The sequence below is a fragment of the Pseudomonas sp. 13B_2.1_Bac1 genome (assembly GCF_025466155.1).
GTDB lineage: Bacteria > Pseudomonadota > Gammaproteobacteria > Pseudomonadales > Pseudomonadaceae > Aquipseudomonas > Aquipseudomonas aylmerensis.
In genome coordinates this window covers 90320-112674 of record NZ_JANLOH010000053.1, presented here as the reverse complement: position 1 = coordinate 112674, position 22355 = coordinate 90320, and the positions used below count along the sequence as shown (strand labels likewise).

Sequence of the window (22355 nt, the reverse complement as noted above, 5' to 3'; positions counted from 1 at the left end):
CCTCTTCGTTTCGGGCGGCTCAAGCAGCCTGGGCACCCAGGATGGTCGATGAACGCGGTCCGGGCACTAGCAGAAGGGCGCCAAGTGACTTGCAAAAGACGCCAATTATTCGCGGGTCAAGCGCCCGGCCAGGCTCTGGATAAACACCGTCTCGGCCCGACTCATCTTCTGTTCGCGATTCCACAACAGGTGAATGTCCACATCGGCGATCCCTTCATCGGGCGGCAGCCGCCACAGCAGCCCGTTTTTGACGTCCTCCGCCACCACATGGATCGGCAGGCACCCCAGGCCGAACCCGGCGATCACCAGGCGCCGCACTTCTTCCAGGCTGGAGGACGAGGCCACGATGCGCCCGCTGAAGCCTTGCTGATCGCGAAAGATGGTCAGTGGCGAGAGCATCCCGCCGATCTGGTCGCTGGTGAAACTGACGAAGTTCTCCGACTGCAAATCACCTTCGGCCAAACCGGTACGGCCAAACAGCGGGTGGTGGCGCCCGCAAAAGAATGCGTAGCGCTGGCGCAGGAACAGATGCTGCTCCAGGCGCGGCTGCGGCCGGCGATTGAGGCTCAGCCCGAGGGTCGCGGTTTTCTCCAGCAGGGCGGCGACGATGTCGGAGCTGCGCATCACCTCGACCTCGAGGTCGACCCGCGGATGTTCGCGGTGGAAGCCTGCGAGGAAGTCATCAAACGTCTCTGAGTTGATGCGGCTGATCATCAGCAGGCGCACTTTGCCGATCACTTCATCGCCGGGTTTTTGCAGGGCGTTGCTCATCTGCGAGACCTGGCCGTACATCTCGCCGGCGATGGCGAAAATCTGCTCGCCGGCTTCGGTCAGTACAAAGCGCGGGCCACGGCGCACGATCAGTTGGCAGTCGAGTTGTTCTTCCAGGCGTTTGAGCGCCTGGCTGATCGCCGGTTGCGTCAGGTGCAGGCGCGCGGCGGCGCGGCTGATGCTCAGCTCCTGGCCGATCACGCGGAAGGTGCGCAGCAGGTTCCAGTCCAGCCGGTCGTTGAGCAGCGGGTGAATATCGCGGCGGGGTTCGGACATGCGCGGGCTCGATCATAAGCAGGATTTATAATCGGAATAATAAATAGAAAATTGACTAATCATAGCCCCGAGACGAAAAATTCTCCTCGACAAGCGCCATCAGAGCGCCTGCGTTTGACCTTTCTCCTGCCAAAAAAATAACCAAAGGAGCCCGCCCATGAAGCCTTCCGCTTCGCCCCAGCCTCGCCGTGCTGCGGCCGCCGCTTTTATCGGCACCATGATCGAGTGGTACGATTTCTACATCTACGCCACCGCCGCTGCACTGGTGTTTGGCCAACTGTTTTTCCCTTCCGAAGACAAACTGTTCAGCACCATGGCCGCGTTCGGCACCTTCGCCGTGGGCTTCTTCGCGCGGCCCTTGGGCGGCATTGTGTTCGGCCATATCGGCGACCGCATCGGCCGCAAGAAATCCCTGGTGATCACCCTGGTGATGATGGGCGTGGTCACCGTCTGCATCGGCCTGTTGCCGACCTATGCGCAGATCGGCGCCGCAGCACCGGTCTTGCTGGTGCTGTTGCGGGTGGTGCAAGGCATTGCCGTCGGCGGCGAGTGGGGCGGGGCGGTGTTGATGGCCGGCGAGCACGCGCCGAAAGGGCGGCGTAACTTCTTTGCGTCCTTCGCGCAACTGGGCAGCCCGGCGGGGTTGATCCTGTCCCTGCTGGCGTTCAGCGCAGTCACCCGCTTGCCCGAAGAAGACTTGCTCAGTTGGGGCTGGCGCCTGCCGTTCCTCGCCAGTGCCTTGCTGCTGGTGGTCGGCCTGGCGATTCGCCTTGGCGTCAACGAGTCGCCTGAGTTCCTCGAAGACAAGGCCCTCGCGGAAAAAGCCCGGGCAATCAAGCAGGACCAGGCCCCGGTGATCGAAGTGCTGAAAACCGCCTGGCGCCCACTGTTGCTGTGCATCGGTGCCAATACCCTGGGGATTGCCGGGGTGTATTTCACCAACACCTTCATGATTGCCTACAGCACTCAGCAATTGGGCCTACCGCGCTCGCTGATCCTGGAGTGCCTGTTCTTCGTGGCGATCATTCAATTCTGTGTCCAGCCCCTGGCGGCCTGGGTGGCAGAGAAGGTCGGTGCCACGCGTTTCCTGTGTGCGATGACCGTGCTGGCAATGGCCTCGCCTTATCCGATGTTCGTGCTGGTGAGCAGTGGCCAGGCGCCGTTGATCATCCTCGGCATCGCCTTGGCAGTGGTGTGCATGGCCTCGTTTTATGCGGTGATCGCAGGCTTTGTCAGCGGCCTGTTCGAAACCCGCGTGCGCTACACCGCCATCTCCCTGGCTTATCAGGTGTGCGGTGCGCTGGCCGGTGGCCTGACGCCATTGATCGGCACGTGGCTGGCCCACGAATACCAGGGCCAATGGTGGCCGATGGCAGTGTTCTACAGCCTGATCGCGGCGGTGTCGCTGGTGTGCGTATTGGCCTTGTCGCGCCGCCACGCCAGCGCGCACCGAATTGAAATGGCACAGAGTGCCTGAGGGAGATTGCAGCATGTTGAAGATTAACGGCGAACGCCTGTGGGCCAGCCTGATGGCCATGGCCGAGATCGGTGCCACTGCGCGCGGCGGCAGTTGCCGGCTGGCCTTGAGTGCCGAAGACCGGGCCGGTCGCGAGCTGTTCAGTCATTGGTGTAGCGCTGCCGGGTTGACCCTCAGCGTGGACGCCATCGGCAACCTCTTCGCCCGGCGCGCCGGCACGGACAAGGACGCTGCTCCGGTGATGATCGGCAGTCACCTCGACACCCAGCCAGAAGGCGGGCGCTTTGATGGCGTCTACGGTGTACTGGCCGGCCTCGAAGTGATCCGCAGCCTCGACGACCATGGCATCCGCACCCGCAAACCGCTGGAGATTGCGGTGTGGACCAACGAGGAGGGCGCGCGTTTTACCCCGGCTATGCTCGGTTCGGCGGTATTCACCGGCAGCCTGGCGCTGGCCCCGGCGCTGGCCACGACCGATGTCGACGGTATCAGCGTGGCCGAGGCCCTGCGCGCCACCGGCTATAACGGCGCGCGCCCGTTGGGCGGCGCGGTGGATGCGTACTTCGAAGCGCATATCGAGCAAGGCCCGATCCTGGAAGACAACGCCAAGAGCATCGGCGTGGTGACCGGCGGCCAGGCGATTCGCTGGCTCGATGTGCGCGTCGAAGGCATGGCCGCGCATGCCGGCACCACGCCGATGCCGCTGCGCAAAGATGCGCTGTATGGCGCGGCCCGGATGATCCAGGCGCTGGAGCAATTGGCCGCCGATTTTGCCCCCGAGGGCCTGACCACCGTCGGTGAGCTGAGCATTGCCAAATCGTCGCGCAATACCATCCCCGGCCTGCTGAATTTCACGGTCGACCTGCGTCATCACCGCGACAGCGCTATCGACGCCATGGAGCAACAGGTGCGCCAACAGTTGCAGGCCATCGCTGAACAACGCGGGCTCACCGTCACCGTCACCCCGCACTGGATCAGCCCGGCCACGCCCTTCGACGTCGAATGCGTGGCCTGCGTGCAAACCGCGGTGGATGCGCTGGGCTACAGTCAGCAACCAATCGTCAGCGGTGCTGGCCACGATGCCATCCACCTGGCGCGCTATTGTCCGACCGCGATGATCTTCATCCCCTGCGTCGGCGGCCTCAGCCACAACGAAGCCGAAGACGTGTTGCCCGAGGACGTGCGCCAGGGCACCGACGTATTGCTCAACGCCGTGCTGCAACGCGCCGGCCGGGCCGACTGACAACACCGTTCGGGAAGACTGAAGAAGCTCACCTGTGGGCAGCGTCTACCCGCAACCCTGTGTATTGAGGAGATTGCCATGCGTACTTTTTTCCACCCCGAACAACTGCTGCACCATCCACGCAGCTATTACTCCCGTGGCCAGATGCGCACGCCGCAGGAGGTCCCCGAGCGCGCGCGCAACCTGCTGCAGGCCGCGCAGACCCTTGGGTTCGACATCCAGCAGCCGGCGGACCACGGCCTTGAGCCGCTGCTTGCGGTGCACGGTGCGCCTTACCTGACGTTCCTGCAGGAAGCCCATCAGCGCTGGAAAGAAATCCCCGAAGACTGGGGCGACGAAGTCATGTCGAACATCTTCGTGCGCGAGCCCAACGCGCTGCGCGGCATCCTTGCCCAGGCCGCGCGCTACCTCGCCGACGGCAGTTGCCCGGTGGGCGAACTCACCTGGCGCTCGGCCTACTGGTCGGCGCAAAGCGCGGTTGCCGCCGCCCAGGACATTCTCGACGGCGCCCCGGCTGCCTACGCCTTATGCCGGCCACCGGGGCATCACGCGCGTTTCGAGGCGGCAGGCGGGTTCTGCTACATCAACAACGCCGCCGTGGCCGCGCAGGTGTTGCGCGGCGGCTTCCAGCGCGTTGCCGTGCTCGACACCGACATGCACCACGGCCAGGGCATCCAGGAGATTTTCTACACGCGCGACGACGTGCTCTACGTGTCGATCCACGGCGACCCGACCAACTTCTACCCCGGTGTCGCCGGCTTCGCCGAAGAGCGTGGCAGCGCGGCGGGTGAAGGTTTCAACCTCAACCTGCCGATGCCTCACGGCGCCAGTGAGGCCGTGTTCTTCGACAAGCTTGAAGTGGCGCTGAAGGCGCTGAAGGACTTTTCGGCCGATGTGCTGGTGCTGTCCCTGGGCTTCGATATCTACGAGTTGGACCCGCAGAGCAAAGTCGCGGTGACGCGCGAAGGCTTCGCGCGGTTGGGCGAATGCATTCGCGGGCTGGGCCTGCCGTGTGTGATCGTGCAGGAGGGGGGTTATCACCTGGAGACGCTGGACGCGAATGCGCAGGCGTTTTTCGATGGGCCACAGGCTTGGGTGAAGTAAGGCAAGAGTGACGTGGCACCTGCGTGACGATCTCGCGTTGTGATCGTCACGTGGCTTGTCATGAGAAGGCGGTCACGGGAAGCTTGAACGGTTTGACCAGGCGTTCTGCCGGGATACCAACTTCCCGATCACAATCAACGCGTCGAAGCGCCGTCGTCGCCCACCGCAACATGCGTCATGGGCGGCGTCAATTCCAGTACCCGGTCACGCCCCCCTTCGGCCAACAGGTAAGTGCCTCGAGTCGTCGGGACAATCGACTGCGGCGCCTTCAGGAATGACAGGATCGTCTGCCGGTGCCCCTGCTTGTCGATCAGCAGCAAACGCGCGCGGTGCGTGGCGTCCTCGTTGATCCACAGGCCCCGCGCATCACACATCAGGAACGTCGGCTGGTTCAGCCCGTCCACGACCATCGGGTCGCTGCCGTCCTCGGTCAGCTCGCGCACCATGCCTTCCCTCTTTTTGGTGTAGAGCATGCGCCCGTCGCTGCAGCGGATGATCGATTCGCCTTCGTCCATGCCCGTGCGTACGACGCTCAGGCTCTGGTCACTCCAGCGATAACGCAGCACACGGCCCTCGTCGCGCCGGTCTTCCATGGCATACAGGTAGTCGCCGTCGTCCCACAGGCCTTGCACGTTCTGGCCCCTGAACAGTTCGGTGACACGGCCGTCCTTGAGGAAACTGACGGGCGAATCGAGGGCTTCCTGGCTGAACACCCAGCCACCGCGCGTGGCAAACATGCCGTCGGGCTTGGACAGGTTGCCCACCACCACTTCGCGGCTGCCGTCGGGGTGGATGCGCACGATGCTGCCCTTGCCGTCGTCGAGTTCCTGGCTGACCATCAGCGAGCCGTCGTCCAGGGGCATCAGCGAGGCGGCCTTGGCCACGTCCGTGTGCAGGACCTGGTAATGCCACTGGCCGCTGGCGCTGACCGGGTAGTAAGTCTGCCAGGCAAAAAAGCCCAGGGCGGCGGTGCACACCAGGACGAGTGTGCACAGTGCGGTTTTCAGGATTCGGATCATTGCTTGGCGCCGACGGATCGAAAGGTCGACCACGTTACCAAGCATGCCGCCGAACATCACCCGGCAATTGCGCGATGTCCCCTTTATCCGGCGCCTGCCGCGCCATCCAGGCCACGGCGGATCTTCTCCAGCAACTCGTCGATATGAAACGGCTTGGAGATCAGGTCCATGCCTGCACCGAGAAAGCTCTGGCGATTTGCCGCGTTCTCGGCGTAGCCGGTCATGAACAGAATCGGCAGCGCGGGGTGCATTTCGCGTGCGATGTCGGCCAGCTCGCGCCCGTTCATGTAGGGCAGCCCGACATCGGTCAGCAGCAGGTCGATGCTCGGGTCGTTGCGCAGGCTGGCGACGGCTTCGTCGCCATCGGCCGCCAGGCTGCAGCGGTAGCCGGCGTCGACCAGCACCTCGGCGACAAAGCTGCGCACCGAGGGCATGTCCTCGACGATCAATACGTGTTCGCCGCTGCTCTGGCCGGGAGCTGCAACCGGCCTGGTCGCCGTGCTGGCGGGACCGCTGGCGGCGGGCAGCATGATGGTCACTTCCGTGCCCTGGCGGGTCACGCTGCGGATCAGTGCGTCGCCGCCGGACTGGCGCGCGAAGCCATAAATGGTCGAGAGGCCCAGCCCGGTACCCTGGCCCAGGGGCTTGGTGGTGAAGAACGGGTCGAAGACCTTGTCGATGACGCTGTGCTCGATACCCACGCCGTTGTCGCGTACCGACAGGGCGATATAGGGGCCGTTTTCCAGTTTCAGGTTGCCGTTGGAATAGGCCGGGTAGGTGGTCACCCAGATATTGCCGCCTTTGGGCAGCGCATCGCGGGCGTTGATCACCAGGTTGAGCACCGCGCTTTCCAGCTGGATCGGGTCGACCATTGCCACGGCGGGGTTGTTGGTCAGCTCGAGCTTCAGCGCGATATGTTCGCCGATGGTGCGCACCAGCAGTTCTTCCAGCGAGCGGATATGTGCATTGATGTCGATCGGCCGCGTGTCCAGCGGCTGCTGGCGGGCGAAGGCGAGCAGGCGGTTGGTCAGGCCGGCAGCACTCAGCGCCGAACTCAAGGCCGCATCGGCGTAACCCATGACCTTGTCGGTGCGCTGGCTGTCGATGCGTTTCTTGATCAGCTCCAGGCTGGTGATGATCCCGGTCAGCAGGTTGTTGAAGTCATGCGCGATGCCACCGGTGAGCTTGCCCAGGGCATCCATTTTCTGCGCTTGCAACAGCTGCGCCTCGGTGCGGGCCAGTTGGGTGGTGGCGTTGGCCAGTTCGGCCTGCTGATGACGTTCACGGTGGCGGTGTTCGGTCACGTCCTCGACAAACACCAGGCTCAATTCGGCGCGGCGATAGGGTGAAATCTGCCACTCGGTTTCGCGCAACTGGCCGTCGACCTTCATCTGCAGCGTGCCTTTCCAGCGCTCACCGGCGGCCAGGCGCTGGCACAGCTCCTGGAGTACCGTGAGCTGGTCGGCGGCGAAACACTCGAGCAGGGCGTCCGGGTTGAGGTTGTCGTGAATCAATTGGGCGAACGCGTGGTTGCATTCGTGCACCTTGAGCTGTGCGTCCATCACCGCAATCGGCGCGCTGATATTGAAAAAGATCTCGCGAAACCGCGCCTCGCTCTCGCGCAACGCGTATTCGGTATCACGCACGCGCAGCAGGGTGCGCAGGGTCGCGAGCAGCACATCGGGGTCGACCGGATGGATCAGGTAGGCATCGGCGCCGGCATCCAGGCCGGTGATGATGTCGCCGGTCTCGATGGAAGCCGCCGACACATGCACCACGGGCAGCAAGGCAGTGACCGGGTCGGCGCGCAACACCCGCACGATGTCGAAGCCGCTCATGTCCGGCAGGTTGACGTCGAGGATCAGCCCGTCGATCTTTTCGCGCGCGATCAGGTCCAGCCCTTCCTGGCCGGTGCCGGCTTCGAGCACGTGATAGTCGTGGCTTTCCAGGCGCCGCCGCAGGGCGTAGCGGGTGGCGGCATTGTCGTCGACGATCAGCAGTTGAATGTCACGATTCATCGACGGGTCCGCCAGCGATAGAGAGAGGAATGATCACAAAGAACATCGAGCCCACGCCGGGAGTACTTTCGACGCCGACCCGGCCGCCAAGCAGTTCGGCAAAACGCTTGCACAGCGACAGGCCCAGCCCGGTGCCGCGCAGGCGTTTTTGCAGTGGCGAGTCGATCTGCGAAAAATCTTCGAACAGGTTGCTGTGCAGTTGGGCGGGAATGCCCAGGCCGGTGTCCTGTACGGCAAAGCGGATTTCTGCCTCGCCGACCCGTTGCGCCGACACGCGGACCTCGCCTTGCACGGTGAACTTGAGGGCATTGGAAATGAAGTTGCGCAGGATCTGCGCAAGCTTCTTGTCATCGGTGTAGAGCTTGGGCAAGCCGACGGGCTCTTCGAAGATCAGGTCCACGGATGACGCGTCGACAATCGGCCGGAACATGCCGCGCAAGGCCGAGAACAAGTCGAACATATCGAACCAGGCCGGCGAGATAGTGATACGGCCCGCCTCGATCTTGGCCAGGTCGAGCAAGTCGTCGACCATTTCGCGCAGTTCGCGCGCCGAACTGCGGATAAACCCCACCTGGGTGTGTTGCTCCGGGCTCAGCGGGCCATCGAGTTCATCGGCCAGCAGGCTGGTGATGCTCAGGATCGAGCCCAGCGGCGTGCGGAATTCATGGCTCATGTACGACAGGAAGCGGCTTTTCAGGTCCGAGGCCTGGCGCAGTTGATCAGCCTGCATGTCCAGCTCGGCATACAGCGCCAGGACACCCTGGTTGGTCTCGTCCAATTCCGCGCGCAACGCCTCCGCTTCCTGGCGCAGGCGCAGCACTTCATCGGCGAGGGAAACAGTGGCTTCAGCCATCGATGGCCTCCAGGGCAATCACGAAGACGGTGACGTCATCCCGTCCGCGACAGAAATCACGGTGCAAAATGGCGGCAATCAGGGCGGGGTGGCGGTGAGAAAGCCCAGGATAGTCGGCAAGGTTCCAGCGTGACTGCAGGCCGTCGCTGTAGAGAATCAGCAACTGGCCGCTGACCTCAGCGTAGTCGAAGGGCTGTGCCTTGCGAAACTGCACGCCGACAATGCCCGGGTGGGACGCCAGCCCGCGCGACTTGCCGGGACCGATCAGGCTGGCGCCGATATTGCCCACTCCGGTAAAGCGCAGGCTGTCGGCCGTGGCGTCGTATTGCGCGACCGCCACGGCGCCGCCGCGGGTGCCGGTCATGCCGATATGCAGGTCGTTGAACAACACGCCGGCGTCGAGGAATGCGTCATGGGCAAACACTTCCTCACCGGCGCGCGCGGCCCGTTCGGCCTCGCTGCCATGACCCAGGCCGTCGGCCACCATCACGCTGAAGCGGCCCGGTTGGATTGCCAGGTGCCAGGCATCGCCGCAGGCCGGGTCGTGGTGCAGGGAATGCTGGCTGACGCCGTAGCGAATGTCCTTCGCGCCGGCCGCCCGTGGGTACAGCCGCGCCAGCATCGCCGTGCCGCGTTGGTCGGCGTACACATCGAAGACCTGGGCCACGCGGGAGATCGCGCCCATGCCGATGCCCTGGGTGCCGCCGGTGGAAAACCCATCCACCAGGCAGCTGTCCAGGTCGAAACCCTGGCCGCGGTCCACGGCGATCAGCTCCACGCCCTGGTTGCCGGTGGCGCGCAGATGTAACTCGCCATGGGCGGCATGCTTGAGGATATTGCTGGCCAGCTCTGTAGCCACCAGCGCGACGCGACCGGCATCGGTTTCGTCAAAGCCCAACTGCTCGGCGAATTGTTGCGCGGTACGCCGAGCGTAGCCGACCTGGCTGACGTCTTCGATCAACAGCACCTGGGTCAGGGCGCTGGGAATGTTCACGTCCATCGGGTGATCGTCACGCGGGTACCCTTGCCGGGTGCGGTGTCCAGTTCGAACTCGTCAACCAGGCGCTTGGCGCCGGTCAAGCCCAGGCCCAGGCCGCTGCCGGAGGTCCAGCCGTCGGTCATCGCCAGCTTGAGGTCGGGGATGCCGGGGCCTTCATCGCGAAAGGTCAGGCGCAGGCCGGGGCGGTGGTCTTTCTCGACCACGGCCCAATCCATATGGCCGCCGCCGCCGTAGACCACGGTATTGCGCGCCAGCTCGCTGACGGCGGTGACCAGTTTGGTCAGGTCGATCAGGCGCATGCCGCATTCCTGGGCCAGCTTGCGCACCAATTGTCGGGCCAGCACCACGTCCTGTTCGATGAGCACCGGGTGGGTGCCGCTGCTGGCCTGGGTCATGAGTGGTCTACCCGGTCACGCAGCAGTTTCATGCCGCGCTCGACGTTCAACGCGGTCGCCACGCCCGGCAGGGTCATGCCCAGTTCCACCAGGGTGATGGCCACGGCCGGCTGCATGCCGACCAATACGGTCTGGGCATCCATGATGCGCGACAGGCCGGAAATGGTGCCGATCATGCGACCGATGAACGAGTCGACCATGTCGAGTGCCGAGATATCGATCAACACGCCCCGCGCCGAGGTGCGGCTGATGCGTTCGGACAGGTCGTCCTGCAACGTCAGTGCGAGTTGGTCATGCATGTCGACCTGGATGGTCACCAGCAGGAATTCGCCCATCTGCAAAATAGGGATGCGTTCCATACTTAAACAGCCTTGCTGATGGTGACGCCCAGGCGCTTCAGGGCCAGCGCCAGCGCATCGGCCAGGTTGGCCTTGGTGACCACGCCCTGCAGGTCGAGGCCCAGGTGCACGATGGTCTGGGCGATTTGCGGACGCACGCCGCTGATGATGCAGTCGGCACCCATCAGGCGGATGGCGGTTACGGTTTTGAGCAGGTGCTGGGCCACCAGGGTGTCCACGGTCGGTACGCCGGTGATGTCGATGATGGCAATTTCCGAGCCGGTGTCGACGATGCGCTGCAACAGCGACTCCATGACCACCTGGGTGCGTTGCGAATCCAGGGTGCCGATCATCGGCAGGGCCAGTACGCCGTCCCACAGCTTGACCACCGGGGTAGAGAGTTCGAGTAACTCTTCCTGCTGGCGCTTGATCACCGACTCACGGGATTTCTGGAACGTACGGATGGTGTGCATGCCCAGAGCGTCGAGCAACTCGGAGATTTCCCACAGCTGTTCGGCGAGTTGCGTCGGTTGCTCGGCGTATTCACGCTGCAGCAAGGCGAACAACGGACCCTTGAGGGCGAAGATAAAGCTGGCGGTCTGCTGCGAGTCCTGGCCGACCAGGGCACGGCTATGGGAGAGCTTTTCCAGGAACACGCGGGTCTCGGCCCAGTTTTCCTGGCCGACCTGCTGGGAACCGCCTTGCTGCAATGCCGCGATCAGCAGGTTGAGGAAGTCGTTGGCCTGTTGCTTGGCGTCCTCACCCTTGACGTTGCGTGTGGCCCCCGAAGCTTCAAGGCTGGCAACCCACTCGGTCAGCAGGGTAGGGCGATGGGTGTGGAGCGCCTGAATGGTGTGAGCTTGCAAAGTTGCCACGGGGAATCTCCTTGAATGCCTGGGTGAATGGCATGCAATTTATACTAAAACGGACTGTTTTGAATTGTTTCGAGTGTTTTCGTTCAATTCGTAGAGGCCCTATGGATTGGGCGCTCCAGCGGGTTTTGGGGTTGACAGGGGAAAGGTCTCTGCAGGCTCGAAAATTTAGGTGCGGTGACGCGGCTTTCTCTGGCAAATCAACCGCATGGGGCAAGTGGACTTTTTGATCGTGGCAAGCCTGCTCATCCCAACACGCTTGCCCTTCACAATCATGGCGCCCCATCGTCTCTAGGACGATAATGCCCCCCACCCCGACTCAACTGGCCGCCTCCCGTGATCATCAACTTCGACCTCAACGACCTCCAAGCCTTCCGCGCCGTGGTAGACAAGGGCAGTTTTCGCGGCGCCGCCGAAGCGATTCGCATCTCGCAGCCGGCGCTCAGTCGCCGTATCGAGAAGCTTGAGTCCGCGCTGGATGTGAAGCTGTTCGAACGCACCACGCGGCGGGTCAGCCTGACCATGGTCGGCCGCGCGTTCCTGCCGCAGGTCGAACGCATGCTCGATGACCTCGACGTCGCCCTGATGGGCATCAGCAACGTCGCCTCCACGCGCATGGGCAACGTGACCATCGCCTGCGTGCCGTCCACCGCGTACTACTTCATGCCCCACGTGATCTCCGAATTCCACAAGCTCTACCCGAAGATTCGCCTGCGGGTGCTCGACGCCAGCGCCGGTGAGGTGTGCAACGCGGTGGAAAGCGGCGAGGCGGATTTCGGCGTGAGTTTCAGCGGCAGCCTGGCCGATGAGGTGGAGTTCGAGTTGCTGCTGCAGGAGCGCTATGTGCTGGCCTGTCGGCGTGACCACCCGCTGGCCGGGCGCGACAGCGTGACCTGGGCCGAAGCCTACGAGCACGACTACATCACCGTGGACAAGACCTCGGGCAACCGCTTCCTGCTGGACCAGGCCCTGCGCGGGGTGCGGGTGAAAAAACCGAGTATCTGCGAGACGCACCACGTGACCACGATGATCGGGCTGGTGGAGGCGGGGTTGGGCGTGGCGATGGTGCCATCGATTGCGATGCCGGCGAGCGATCATCCGATCCTGCTGAGCGTGCCGTTGGTGGAGCCGCAGGTGATGCGCAATGTGGGCTTGATCAAGCGCCGCGGGCGGACGTTGCCACCGGCGGCGCTGGAGTTGGAGCGGTTGGTGCGCGAGACACCGTTTCGGTCAGTGTGATACCGAGTCCAGCCCGGTCGATTGCACCACCGGTTGGGCTTCGGGCGACGCCAGGTAGCGCAGCAGCGCCTTGGCCTGCGCCGGGTGTTCGGCGTTGACCGGAATGCCCGCGGCAAAACGCGTCACCGATTGCACGTCTTCCGGGATCTTGCCGACGTAGGTCACACCCGGTACCGGCAACAATTCCGCGACCTGTTGCAAGCCCACCTCGTAGTCACCCTTGGCGACCTTCTCGGCCACCGGAATGCGTTCGACCATCGTGCCTTTGGCCGGCATGCCGAGTTTCTTGAACAACTCCTTCTCGACATACACACCGCTGGCGCTGTCCGAATACGCCACGGACTTGGCCTTGAGCAGCACCGCCTTGAGTTCGGCGTCGGTGCTGATCGCAGGCTTGGGCGCGCCGTCCTTCACCACCAGGCCGATGCGCGAGTCAGCCAATTCGACACGGGAGGCCGGATCGACCTTGCCCTGCTTGATCAGGTCGTCGAGGGCGTAGCCGACCATGATCACCACGTCGGCGTGTTCGCCACGGGCCAGGCGGTTGGGAATCGCTTCCGGCGCCTTGCCCATCGACGGGCCGAGGATGGTATCCAGGCTGTCACCGCTTTGCTTGGCGTACTGCGGGCCGAGCAATTTGTAGGCGGCGGTAAAACCGCCGGACGTCATCACCTTGAGTTCCTCGGCCTGTGCCGTCAGCGCCAGCGCGCCGAGGGCCAGGGCCGTCAGGGTCGTGAGCAGCGGCTTCATCATGCCGCCCCCTGCATCACCTGCCCGCGAGTGTTGGCGCGACGGTACAGCGCCAGGGTCGAGCACAGGGCGCACAGGGCTGCAAACATCATCCAGTAGGCCGGCGAGGCCTTGTCTTCGGTGATGTGGATGAACCAGGTGGAGATCGCCGGGGTGAAACCACCGAAGATCGCAGTCGCCAGGCTGTAGGCCAGCGAGAAGCCCGCCACGCGCACTTCCACCGGCATGATTTCGGTGAGCGCCGGGATCATCGCGCCGTTGTACATGCCGTAGAGGAACGAGAACCACAGCAGGGTTTCGAGCATGTGGGCGAAGCTGGGCGCATTCACCACGTAGGACAGCGCCGGATAAGCCGTGAGAACGGTCAGTACCGTCATGGCGATCAGCACCGGTTTGCGGCCGAAGCGGTCACTCAAGGTGCCACCGATCGGCAGCCAGACAAAGTTCGACACCGCCACCAGCAGGGTCACCAGCAGCGCATCCGAGGTGCTCAGTTGCAGCACGGTCTTGCCGAAGGTCGGCGCGTAGACGGTGATCAGGTAGAACGCGGTGGTGGTCATGGCGACCATCAGCATGCCGCCGATGACCACGGTCCAGTTCTTCACCAGGGTCGCCAGCACTTCACGCATGCTCGGGCGATGCTTGCGGTTGGCGAACTCTTCGGTCTCTTGCAGGTTGCGACGCAGCAGGAAGATGAACGGAATGATCACGCAACCGATGGCGAACGGAATGCGCCAGCCCCAATCGGCTACCACCGAAGGCTCCATCCACACGTTCAGGCCATAGCCGAGCGCGGCGGCGACCACGATGGAGATCTGTTGGCTGCCCGACTGCCAGCTGGTGTAGAAGCCTTTGCGGCCCGGGGTGGCCATTTCGGACAGGTAGACGGACACGCCGCCCAGTTCCGCGCCTGCCGAGAAGCCTTGCAGCAGACGGCCGAGCAGCACCAGCAACGGCGCCCACAGGCCAATGGTGTGGTAACCCGGTACCAGCACGATCAGCAACGTGCCGCTGGCCATGATCGACAGGGTCACGATCAGCCCTTTGCGGCGACCGACGTCATCGATGTAGGCACCCAGGATGATCGCGCCCAACGGGCGCATCAGGAAGCCTGCGCCGAATACGGCGAAGGTCATCATTAATGACGCAAACTCATTAGCGGCGGGGAAGAACGCGGCAGCGATATAGGTGGCGTAGAAACCGAACAGAAAGAAGTCGAACTGTTCGAGGAAGTTGCCCGAAGTAACGCGGAATACCGCACCAACTTTCGAACGGGCAGAGTCGGGCCGGGTAGGGCTAGTCATGGTTTTGTGTCTCCAGCGTTCTTTTTAAAGTGCTTGTTTCGCTTAAGATCTAGAATAGTGGCTGACACATTTAGAAATGATAAGTGACAAATTTGGATAGATTGATGTGTATTGGCTATCAATCCGAGTGTCCGTCGAAATTCCAGCCCTGCTCTATGCTTGAAGGTGTGACCAATTCTTATCGATGGAGGTGGCAATGGCTGACGAACATAAGCGCCGCGATGAGCCGGAGCGTGAGCAACCCCGGCGGCGGGAAGAAGAAAAACCGCAGACCTGGAAGCATCCCGATGATGGGACAGAACTGTCCGAGCGCGACCAGGAGCGTCCGCTGAAGCCTTGATATCAGGTCAAACGCGGTGCAAATGTGCGGGTGTTCGCCGCGCTGGCAGCGCGGCGTTCGCGTCAGGGGCTGGGCGTCATGAAACCAGCAAAGAAATAGGAAACCCCGACGCCAGCACCAGGAACGCCACCACTGCCGCCAGGCACAGGCCAACAAACACCCGCAACAAAGTGCGGGCGGTGGGGTGGGCAATCAACCGGATAGCCCAGAGACAGAACCCGGCCACGACAATGGCCAGGGCGAGAATGACCAGCACGGAAGATGCTCCAGCGACCCTGAAGAGCTGATTTATAGTCGCAAAGGCTTACGATGAACAGTGTGCACATAGACGCAGCCCCCCGGGCTTTCTAAACTGCGGCTTGTCTTGGGGAAGGGGCAGGCGCCGATGAATCGCAATGAATTACGCAAGGCCGACATCAACCTGATGGTGGTGTTCGAAGCTTTGATGCTCGAGCGCAACGTGACCCGGGTCGCCGAGAAGCTGTTTCTCGGCCAGCCGACCATCAGTTCGGCACTCAACCGCTTGCGCACCTTGTTCAACGACCCGCTGTTCATTCGCGTCGGCCACCGCATGGAGCCCACCGCGCGGGCCGAGGAAATCATCCAGCACCTGTCGCCGGCCCTGGATTCCCTGTCGTCGGCACTGAGCCTGACCCACGATTTCGACCCGTCCATCAGCACCATGACCTTTCGCATCGGCCTGTCCGACGATGTCGAATTCGGCCTGTTGCCGCCGCTGTTGCGGGCCCTGCGCCAGGAAGCGCCGCAGGTGGTGTTCGTGGTGCAGCACGTGGACTATTGGCGGATCCCCGACCTGCTGGCATCGGGTGACATCACCGTCGGCATCACCCAGACCCGTGGCCTGCCGGCGAACGCCAAGCGCAAGCTGCTGCGCCACATTCATCCGCGCATCCTCAGGGCGGACGCCAGCGATACGCCGCTGACCCTCGATGAATATTGCTCACGCCCCCACGTGCTGGTGTCGCACACCGCCAACGTGTCCGGGTTTGCCGATGAGTGGCTGGCCGAAATCGGCCGCAAGCGCCATGTGGTGCTGTCGGTGCCGCAATACAGTGCGCTGCCGGCGTTGCTTGCCGGCACCGACTTGATCGCCAGCCTGCCGGACTACACCGCCGAAGCCATGGCGGTATCGGGCAAGCTGTTCTGCGAGCCGTTTCCGTTCCAGACCCCGACCCTGGATTTGTCCATGGTCTGGCTCAGCCACGTCGACACCGACCCGGCCGAGCGCTGGGTGCGTTCACGGCTGGAGGCCTTCATGAGTGATCGAGGGTTGGCGGGTAAAACCTGACTGACACAGCTTTCATGCCTGGGGCGTTGCGCCCCGTGCTATATCTACGAATCTTCCTACAACAAACTTGGAGAAACCCATGCCGCACCTGCACCTGGAATACACCGCGAACCTCACAGGCCTGGCCGTCGAGAAAACCTTGCTGCGGCTGAACAATGTGCTGATGGTGTCCGGGCAGTTCGCTTCCGAGTTCGATATCAAGAGCCGCGCGGTGAAGGTCGAGAGTTTCCAGGTCGGCACCTCCCTCGGCCCGCGCGGTTTCATCGCGGTGAAGCTGTCGTTGCTCAGTGGGCGCTCACCGCAGGTCAAGCAGCAGTTGTCGCAGAGCCTGTTGGCGGCGTTGCAGGATCTGGGCGACTGGCCAGAAGGGCTGCAGGTGCAACTGAGTGTGCAGTTGGTCGACATGGATCGCGATTCCTACAGCAAAGCCGCGATCGGCTGACCGTCCCAGCAGCCGCTATAACAAGCCCTGATCGGCGCAGACCTTAACCACCTGTTCCCGAAACCAGGTATTGGCGCTGTCCTGTTGACTGCTTTCATTCCACTGCATGTCCAGGGTGAAGCCCGGCAAGCCGTTAGGCGCTTCGCAATGCCCATACAGGGTGGCCGGTGCCAGCAGCTTCTGCACGCGACGCGGCAGGGTGACGACGAAGTCGGTGCCGGCAATCATCTTCAGGGCGGCGCTGTAGCTGTTGGCCCGCGCGACCACTTGGCGCTTGTGGGCCTGGCGCGAAAGCCAGCCATCGATCATGTTGGTGTCGGAGGTCCACGGCGTCGGGAACACGTGGCGCCGTGCCGTGAAGGACTGCAGGCTGAGCGCCGGCTCGCGGGGCGTCGAGCGTTTGTCGAAGACACACACGAGGTCGTCCTCCAGCAGCATCTGGGTCTTGAAATCCTTGTGGGCGCGGTGAAAGTGCGGGCCGAAGCAGACCACCAGGTCGAGGCGGCCTTCGCGCAGGTCGTCGGCGGGAATATCGGTTTCCAGCTTCTGCACATTGACGATCACCGGCAGGTCGGCGCGGTCGAAGCTCTTCAGCAGGCGCGGCAGGATCAGCTGTTCGAAGTATTCCGGCGCGCAGACGTTGAAGGTCACGGCCTTCTGGGTGGGGTCGAACGCTTGGCCACCGGCGTGGCACAGGTTGATGCTTTCGAGGATTTTCTGCACATGGCCGTACATGGTGCTGGCCTTGTACGTAGGACGCATACCCGCCCGCGTGTTGATAAAAAGCTCATCTTCGAAGCTGGTGCGCAGTTTCTTCAGGCTGTAGCTGACGGTGGACTGGCTGACGAACAGCGTTTCTGACACCTCGGTAACGCTGCTCTGGTCGTAGACGGCGATGAACACCATCAAGTCCTGCATATCGAGCTTTCTGAGCAAGTTACTGTTTAGCATCCATTCCGTCCGTAAGCCCGGTGCACCGAAGTCAGTACAAAACCGTGCAAAAGCTTAACGGAACGGACGTGCCAATAGAAAGTGCTGTAGGGCGTTTCTATGTTTGGAGTGGGACAAATACTTTTGGCAATACGACCTCAGCGGATATGCCGCGCGTAATGCCTTGGGTTGAAGCGCGTGACGATCACCAGCATCACTACGATCACGGCGGTGAGCGACCACCAGGCCCATTCAAAGCTGCCGAGTTGGTCGCGGATCATCCCGGCAATCAGTGGCGACAGGCCAGCAATCATGTAGCCGATGCCTTGCACAAAGGCGGTGAGGCCGCCGGCGCGGCGCGGGTTGTCCAGGTGGTCGAGCGAGAGGATCAGGCTCATCGGAAACAGGCCGCCGATGCCCAGGCCCAGCAGGCATGGCCACAGCAGGCTCAAATGATGAGGGCTGAGGATCAGGCCGCAGAATCCCAGGATGATCAGCACCAGCAGCACCGCGACCACGCCGCGTTTATCCTGGCGACGGTTGGCGATGGCCGGGGTGACCAGCCCGGATACCACTTCCATGGCGGTCAGGAACCCCAGCAGCAACCCGGCGTTCTGTTCGCTCCAGCCCAGCTCCACGTAGTACGGCGCCAGCCACGCCAGCACGCAGGTGTAGGACGCGGTGCCGAGGCCGAAAAAGATCGCCAGCAGCCAGGCGCGTCGATTGCCGAAAAACGATTCCTGCGCGCCCGTGCCGGCCTGGGGCATCGGCGGCACTGCCGCGCGCTGGGCATACCAGAACATCAGGGCGAACAGGGCCAGCGCGGCCCAGATCGCCAGGCCGATGCGCCAGCTGCCGGTCTGCACCTGCACGAACGGCGCGAACGCAGCCGCCAGCGCCGCGCCGCCCATGATGGCGGTCACATACAGTCCCATGAACAGCGACACGTTATCGCTGAAGCGCGACTTGATCAGCGCCGGCATCACTGCCTGGATCAGCGCAATGCCGACACCGGCGGCAACCGCACTGACGATCAACTCCAGGGCCGAATCCAGCCACAACCGCGACAGCGTCGCCAGGCCAATCACCAGCAGCGACAGCACAATGCTGCGGTGCTCGCCCACCCGCTTGGCCAGGCCCATGCCAAAGAACATCGCCAGGCCCATGGCCATGACCGGCAACATGGTCAGCAACGCCGCACTGCTGAAACTCAACGGCACGTCACCGCGAATCGATGACAGCAACGGGCCAACGGCGGCCATCGACGGGCGCAGGTTCAAAGCGACCAGTACCACGCTGATCATCAGCCAGACGGCGGTGGTGGGTTTTGCGTAAACGTTTTCCATGGGCAGGCCTTGAATGAACAAGGGCGAATCAGGCCATGTACGGGGGAGGGGGGGCAAATGAGAAAGTCGTTAGGCTTATCTAAAAAATCCAGATGACTGCAGCACCACGGGCAAAGTGCGGGAGCTGGCTGGCCGGCGATGGCGGTCTATCAGTCAAGCCTGCTGCAACTGAAAGAGCGCTATCGCCGGCAAGCCAGCGCCTGCAGGGGGCGCGGTATCAGACCGATCTAATCACGTGCTTGATCTCCTGAAACGCCGCCAGCCCCCACGGCCCCAGCTCGCGGCCGATGCTGCTCTGCTTGTAGCCGCCCCACGCCGTCTGCGGGAAGATCACTTGCGGGGCGTTGATCCACACCATGCCTGCCTGCAACCCATTGGCCACGCGCTCAGCCGTTTCTGCATCGCGGCTGACCACGCTCGCGACCAGGCCGAAGTCACTCGCGTTGGCCAGTGCGATAGCTTCGCCCTCGCTGGCAAAGCGGCGTACGCACAGCACCGGGCCGAAGATTTCTTCGTTCCACAAGGCGCTGTCCAGCGGCACGTCGGTGAACACCGTGGGGCGGATGAAAAAGCCGTTGGGCAGGTCCGCCGGACGCGCGCCACCACACAACAAGCGCGCCCCCTGCTCAATGCCTCGCTGGATATGCCCAAGCACCCGCTGGTACTGCGTGCGGTTGATCAGCGCGCCCATTTCCACGTCTTCGGCAAACGGGTCCGCCACGCGGATCGCCTCCGCCCGTGCCTGCAAGCGCTGCAGGAATTCATCCGCCAGGCTGTCCGCCACCAGCACACGGCTGGTGGCCGAACACATCTGCCCAGCGTTGAAAAATCCACCGCCACACGCCAGTTCCACCGCCAGGTCGAGGTCGGCATCGGCGAGCACCAGCAGCGACGATTTACCGCCCAGTTCCAGGCTCACGCCCTTGATGGTTTCGGCGGCGCGTTGCATCACCTGCACCCCGACGGCGTTGCTGCCGGTGAAGGAAATCTTCGCCACGCGACGGTCTGCCGCCAGCGGTGCGCCCACCGCCAGCCCGGTGCCGCAGACCAGGTTGAAGACGCCCGCCGGAAAACCGGCCTCGGCAATGATGCGCGCCAATTGCAGCTCCGCCAGCGGCGTGACTTCCGAGGGCTTGAGCACCACGCAGCAACCAGCGGCGAGGGCTGGGGCGAGTTTCCAGGCGGTGGTCACCATGGGGAAATTCCACGGAACGATCAGCCCCACCACGCCGCACGGTTCGCGGCGCAGGCGGGCGCTGAAATCTTCGCTGGGCAGCGCCACCGAGGCGTCCTGGCTGGCGTCCATGGCATCGCAGACACCCGCGTAATACTCGAAGGTGGCGATCACGTCATCCACATCGATGCCCGCTTCAAACAGCGGCTTGCCGTTGTTGCTCGACTGCACGTGCATCAGCTGTTCGCGCTGCTCGCTCACTCCCTGGGCAACCTTGCGCAGCAGCGCGCCGCGATCACGGCCGGTGCTTTTCGACCAGTCGACAAAGGCCGCGCTGGCCGCATCGACCGCCTCGGTCACGGCATTCGCATCGCCAACGCTGACCTGCGCCAGGGTGGCTTCGGTGGCCGGGTTGATCACTTCCAGCACCGTTTCGCCTGCTCGCCACGCACCGTTGATATACACACCGTTCACGACTGCGCTCATAGCGCTACCTCCTTCATCCAAAGACCCTGGTCGATTTCAATCAGCGTCGGCCCCTGGCGGTCAGCGGCGACGCGCAAGGCGCGGCGTAAAAGGTCGGGGCTGTGCACGCTTTCGGCCGCGCTGCCGAGCGCCTTGGCCACGCCGATGAAGTCCGGGGTGTAGATGTCCACACCGACGGGCTCGATGGCGCGGTTGAGCATGTATTTCTTGATCTCTTCGTAGCCCTGGTTATTCCACAGCAGCACGATGATGGGCGTACGCGCCTCGACCGCACTGGCCAGTTCCGGCAGGGTGAATTGCAACCCGCCGTCGCCGATCAGGCACACCACCGGCTGCCTGTCGCCACGCCCGAGCCAGGCGCCGATCGCAGCGGGGAGGGCGTAGCCGAGAGTGCCGTAGCCGGTGGAGGAGTTGAACCAGCGGCGTGGGTGGTCGAGGTTCAGGGTCAGGTTGCCGCTGTACACCGGCTGGGTGGAGTCGCCCACCAGCACGGCGCCGGGCAGGGCCTCCAGCACCGTATTGAGGAACAGGGTCTGCGCGCGAGTGGCGGCGTCCCAGGTGGGCGCAAGGTCTGCCCACAGGCGGGCGACGCGTTCAGCCCCCCACTGTGGATCGCGATGGGGTAACGGCTGGTGGCTCAGTTCGGCCAGCAAGGCTTCGGCGGCAATCTGCGCGTCGGCCACCAGCGCCACCTGTGGCGGGTAGTTGCGCACGGTCTGGTCCGGATCGATATCGACGCGCAGCAGCGCACCGGGAATTTCAAAGCCGCCGGCGAAGGTCACGTCGTAGTCGGTTTCAGCCAGCTCGGTGCCAATCGCCAGCACCACGTCGGCCTCGGCGACCAGCGCGCGGGTGGCGACCAGGGTCTGGGTCGAGCCGATCAGCAACGGGTGCGCGGCGGGTAGCATGCCTTTGGCGTTGATGGTCAGGGCCACTGGCGCGCCGAGCCGCTCGGCCAGACGTGTCAACTCGGGAGCCGCATCAATTGCGCCGCCGCCGGCGAGGATCAACGGCCGCTTGGCCGCTGTGAGCAACTGGCTCATCTGCTTGACGGCCGCTGGCGCTGCACCGGCACGCGCCACACTGACCGGCTCGCTGCCGAGCAACGCGTCGGCGTTTTCCACCAGCACGTCCAGCGGGATCTCGATATGCACCGGGCGTGGCCGACCGGCCTGGAACACCGCAAACGCGCGCGCCAGGACGCCGGGCAACTCCGCCGCCGACATCAGTGTGTGCGAGAAGGCGGCCACGCCGGCGATCATCGCGCCCTGATTCGGCAGCTCGTGCAACTTGCCGCGCCCGCCCCCCAACTGGCTGCGCGATTGCACGCTGGAAATCACCAGCATCGGGATCGAGTCGGCGTAGGCCTGGCCCATGGCCGTGGTGATATTGGTCATGCCCGGGCCGGTGATGATGAAACACACGCCCGGCTTGCCGCTGGTGCGCGCGTAACCGTCGGCCATGAAGCCGGCGCCCTGTTCGTGGCGCGGGGTGACGTGGCGGATGCTGGACCGCGCCAGGCCGCGATACAGCTCCACGGTATGCACGCCGGGGATGCCGAACACCTGGTCCACGCCGTAGCTTTCCAGGAGGTTGACCAATACTTCGCCGCAGGTCGCCATAGATGTCGCTCTTGTTATTGATTCGAGGCGGTATTGGACCGGCTGGC

At 63.5% G+C, this 22355-nt stretch carries 22 protein-coding genes; 7 read left to right on the top strand and 15 right to left on the bottom strand.

Going from position 1 to position 22355, the window contains the following annotated elements:
• Positions 1-105: 105 nt before the first annotated feature.
• Positions 106-1047 carry a LysR family transcriptional regulator gene (locus NTD80_RS13140; RefSeq protein ID WP_262133945.1) on the bottom strand — a complete coding sequence of 314 codons (942 nt, stop codon included), beginning with the start codon at positions 1045-1047 and terminating at the stop codon, positions 106-108.
• 157 nt (positions 1048-1204) lie between these two features.
• Here NTD80_RS13140 and NTD80_RS13135 point away from each other — a divergent pair, with 157 nt between their 5' ends.
• From NTD80_RS13135 to NTD80_RS13125, 3 genes are all read left to right on the top strand, one after another.
• Entirely contained in the window at positions 1205-2524 is a 1320-nt protein-coding gene (locus NTD80_RS13135) for an MFS transporter (RefSeq protein ID WP_106804858.1), read from the top strand.
• Between the two features lie 13 nt (positions 2525-2537).
• Positions 2538-3767, top strand: a complete 1230-nt coding sequence (locus NTD80_RS13130; protein ID WP_262133944.1) for a Zn-dependent hydrolase — start codon at positions 2538-2540, stop codon at positions 3765-3767.
• Positions 3768-3845: 78 nt separating this feature from the next.
• Entirely contained in the window at positions 3846-4871 is a 1026-nt protein-coding gene (locus NTD80_RS13125) for a histone deacetylase family protein (protein WP_262133943.1), read from the top strand.
• A 134-nt stretch (positions 4872-5005) separates the two neighbouring features.
• On the opposite strand, the gene NTD80_RS13120 is transcribed toward NTD80_RS13125, so the two are convergent.
• From NTD80_RS13120 to NTD80_RS13090, 7 genes are all read right to left on the bottom strand, one after another.
• Complete coding sequence (locus NTD80_RS13120) at positions 5006-5890, bottom strand: hypothetical protein (RefSeq protein ID WP_262133942.1); 885 nt, start codon at positions 5888-5890, stop codon at positions 5006-5008.
• A gap of 83 nt (positions 5891-5973) precedes the next feature.
• Positions 5974-7908 carry a response regulator gene (locus NTD80_RS13115; RefSeq protein WP_262133940.1) on the bottom strand — a complete coding sequence of 645 codons (1935 nt, stop codon included), beginning with the start codon at positions 7906-7908 and terminating at the stop codon, positions 5974-5976.
• Positions 7898-8761, bottom strand: a complete 864-nt coding sequence (locus NTD80_RS13110) for a sensor histidine kinase (RefSeq protein WP_065899383.1) — start codon at positions 8759-8761, stop codon at positions 7898-7900. The genes NTD80_RS13115 and NTD80_RS13110 overlap by 11 nt, the downstream gene beginning before the upstream one ends.
• On the bottom strand, positions 8754-9761 hold the full coding sequence (locus NTD80_RS13105; RefSeq protein WP_106804854.1) for an ATP-binding protein: 1008 nt from the start codon (positions 9759-9761) through the stop codon (positions 8754-8756). Before NTD80_RS13105 ends, NTD80_RS13110 begins: the two co-directional genes overlap by 8 nt.
• Positions 9752-10156: an ATP-binding protein gene (locus NTD80_RS13100; RefSeq protein ID WP_065899382.1), complete on the bottom strand. Its 405-nt coding sequence runs from the start codon at positions 10154-10156 to the stop codon at positions 9752-9754. Before NTD80_RS13100 ends, NTD80_RS13105 begins: the two co-directional genes overlap by 10 nt.
• Complete coding sequence (locus NTD80_RS13095; protein WP_027604299.1) at positions 10153-10515, bottom strand: STAS domain-containing protein; 363 nt, start codon at positions 10513-10515, stop codon at positions 10153-10155. Before NTD80_RS13095 ends, NTD80_RS13100 begins: the two co-directional genes overlap by 4 nt.
• A 2-nt stretch (positions 10516-10517) precedes the next feature.
• Entirely contained in the window at positions 10518-11369 is an 852-nt protein-coding gene (locus tag NTD80_RS13090) for an STAS domain-containing protein (protein WP_106804852.1), read from the bottom strand.
• Positions 11370-11702: 333 nt separating this feature from the next.
• On the opposite strand from NTD80_RS13090, the gene NTD80_RS13085 reads away from it, so the two are divergent.
• Positions 11703-12605, top strand: coding sequence for a LysR family transcriptional regulator (locus NTD80_RS13085; RefSeq protein ID WP_065899379.1), 903 nt, complete (start codon positions 11703-11705; stop codon positions 12603-12605).
• On the opposite strand, the gene NTD80_RS13080 is transcribed toward NTD80_RS13085, so the two are convergent.
• Together NTD80_RS13080 and NTD80_RS13075 are read right to left on the bottom strand one after the other, a co-directional pair.
• Positions 12597-13355: a substrate-binding domain-containing protein gene (locus NTD80_RS13080; RefSeq protein ID WP_262134015.1), complete on the bottom strand. Its 759-nt coding sequence runs from the start codon at positions 13353-13355 to the stop codon at positions 12597-12599. The two genes, NTD80_RS13085 and NTD80_RS13080, sit on opposite strands and share 9 nt — an antisense overlap.
• Positions 13355-14659 carry an MFS transporter gene (locus NTD80_RS13075; protein WP_065899377.1) on the bottom strand — a complete coding sequence of 435 codons (1305 nt, stop codon included), beginning with the start codon at positions 14657-14659 and terminating at the stop codon, positions 13355-13357. The genes NTD80_RS13080 and NTD80_RS13075 overlap by 1 nt, the downstream gene beginning before the upstream one ends.
• Before the next feature lie 196 nt (positions 14660-14855).
• Between NTD80_RS13075 and NTD80_RS13070 the strand changes: the two genes are divergently transcribed.
• The gene (locus NTD80_RS13070; RefSeq protein WP_016971360.1) at positions 14856-14999 is read left to right on the top strand and encodes a hypothetical protein; all 144 of its coding nucleotides are present in this window, start codon (positions 14856-14858) and stop codon (positions 14997-14999) included.
• Between the two features lie 76 nt (positions 15000-15075).
• On the opposite strand, the gene NTD80_RS13065 is transcribed toward NTD80_RS13070, so the two are convergent.
• Positions 15076-15255: a hypothetical protein gene (locus NTD80_RS13065; protein ID WP_065899376.1), complete on the bottom strand. Its 180-nt coding sequence runs from the start codon at positions 15253-15255 to the stop codon at positions 15076-15078.
• Positions 15256-15384: 129 nt separating this feature from the next.
• Here NTD80_RS13065 and NTD80_RS13060 point away from each other — a divergent pair, with 129 nt between their 5' ends.
• Both NTD80_RS13060 and NTD80_RS13055 read left to right on the top strand, forming a co-directional pair.
• A complete protein-coding gene (locus tag NTD80_RS13060; RefSeq protein ID WP_106804849.1) occupies positions 15385-16308 on the top strand; it encodes a LysR substrate-binding domain-containing protein in 924 nt (307 codons plus the stop codon).
• 79 nt (positions 16309-16387) lie between these two features.
• Positions 16388-16750, top strand: a complete 363-nt coding sequence (locus NTD80_RS13055; RefSeq protein WP_065899374.1) for a 5-carboxymethyl-2-hydroxymuconate Delta-isomerase — start codon at positions 16388-16390, stop codon at positions 16748-16750.
• A 15-nt stretch (positions 16751-16765) separates the two neighbouring features.
• Here the strand turns inward: NTD80_RS13055 and NTD80_RS13050 are convergent, their stop codons facing one another.
• The 4 genes from NTD80_RS13050 to NTD80_RS13035 form a co-directional block, all read right to left on the bottom strand.
• Positions 16766-17701 (bottom strand): LysR family transcriptional regulator, encoded by a 936-nt coding sequence (locus NTD80_RS13050; RefSeq protein WP_262133935.1) that lies wholly within the window; start codon positions 17699-17701, stop codon positions 16766-16768.
• A 137-nt stretch (positions 17702-17838) separates the two neighbouring features.
• Entirely contained in the window at positions 17839-19026 is a 1188-nt protein-coding gene (locus NTD80_RS13045; protein ID WP_262133933.1) for a cyanate transporter, read from the bottom strand.
• A gap of 217 nt (positions 19027-19243) precedes the next feature.
• Positions 19244-20686, bottom strand: a complete 1443-nt coding sequence (locus NTD80_RS13040) for an aldehyde dehydrogenase family protein (protein ID WP_262133931.1) — start codon at positions 20684-20686, stop codon at positions 19244-19246.
• Positions 20683-22308: a 5-guanidino-2-oxopentanoate decarboxylase gene (locus NTD80_RS13035; RefSeq protein ID WP_262133929.1), complete on the bottom strand. Its 1626-nt coding sequence runs from the start codon at positions 22306-22308 to the stop codon at positions 20683-20685. The genes NTD80_RS13040 and NTD80_RS13035 overlap by 4 nt, the downstream gene beginning before the upstream one ends.
• Positions 22309-22355 lie beyond the last annotated feature (47 nt).

Bases quoted from the DNA above. Each gene is read 5' to 3' on its own strand.
- NTD80_RS13140 (WP_262133945.1), bottom strand. From the start codon at position 1,047: ATGTCCGAACCCCGCCGCGATATTCACCCGCTGCTCAACGACCGGCTG.
- NTD80_RS13135 (WP_106804858.1), top strand. From the start codon at position 1,205: ATGAAGCCTTCCGCTTCGCCCCAGCCTCGCCGTGCTGCGGCCGCCGCT.
- NTD80_RS13130 (WP_262133944.1), top strand. From the start codon at position 2,538: ATGTTGAAGATTAACGGCGAACGCCTGTGGGCCAGCCTGATGGCCATG.
- NTD80_RS13125 (WP_262133943.1), top strand. From the start codon at position 3,846: ATGCGTACTTTTTTCCACCCCGAACAACTGCTGCACCATCCACGCAGC.
- NTD80_RS13120 (WP_262133942.1), bottom strand. From the start codon at position 5,890: ATGATCCGAATCCTGAAAACCGCACTGTGCACACTCGTCCTGGTGTGC.
- NTD80_RS13115 (WP_262133940.1), bottom strand. From the start codon at position 7,908: ATGAATCGTGACATTCAACTGCTGATCGTCGACGACAATGCCGCCACC.
- NTD80_RS13110 (WP_065899383.1), bottom strand. From the start codon at position 8,761: ATGGCTGAAGCCACTGTTTCCCTCGCCGATGAAGTGCTGCGCCTGCGC.
- NTD80_RS13105 (WP_106804854.1), bottom strand. From the start codon at position 9,761: ATGGACGTGAACATTCCCAGCGCCCTGACCCAGGTGCTGTTGATCGAA.
- NTD80_RS13100 (WP_065899382.1), bottom strand. From the start codon at position 10,156: ATGACCCAGGCCAGCAGCGGCACCCACCCGGTGCTCATCGAACAGGAC.
- NTD80_RS13095 (WP_027604299.1), bottom strand. From the start codon at position 10,515: ATGGAACGCATCCCTATTTTGCAGATGGGCGAATTCCTGCTGGTGACC.
- NTD80_RS13080 (WP_262134015.1), bottom strand. From the start codon at position 13,355: ATGAAGCCGCTGCTCACGACCCTGACGGCCCTGGCCCTCGGCGCGCTG.
- NTD80_RS13075 (WP_065899377.1), bottom strand. From the start codon at position 14,659: ATGACTAGCCCTACCCGGCCCGACTCTGCCCGTTCGAAAGTTGGTGCG.
- NTD80_RS13070 (WP_016971360.1), top strand. From the start codon at position 14,856: ATGGCTGACGAACATAAGCGCCGCGATGAGCCGGAGCGTGAGCAACCC.
- NTD80_RS13060 (WP_106804849.1), top strand. From the start codon at position 15,385: ATGAATCGCAATGAATTACGCAAGGCCGACATCAACCTGATGGTGGTG.
- NTD80_RS13055 (WP_065899374.1), top strand. From the start codon at position 16,388: ATGCCGCACCTGCACCTGGAATACACCGCGAACCTCACAGGCCTGGCC.
- NTD80_RS13050 (WP_262133935.1), bottom strand. From the start codon at position 17,701: ATGCTAAACAGTAACTTGCTCAGAAAGCTCGATATGCAGGACTTGATG.
- NTD80_RS13045 (WP_262133933.1), bottom strand. From the start codon at position 19,026: ATGGAAAACGTTTACGCAAAACCCACCACCGCCGTCTGGCTGATGATC.
- NTD80_RS13040 (WP_262133931.1), bottom strand. From the start codon at position 20,686: ATGAGCGCAGTCGTGAACGGTGTGTATATCAACGGTGCGTGGCGAGCA.
- NTD80_RS13035 (WP_262133929.1), bottom strand. From the start codon at position 22,308: ATGGCGACCTGCGGCGAAGTATTGGTCAACCTCCTGGAAAGCTACGGC.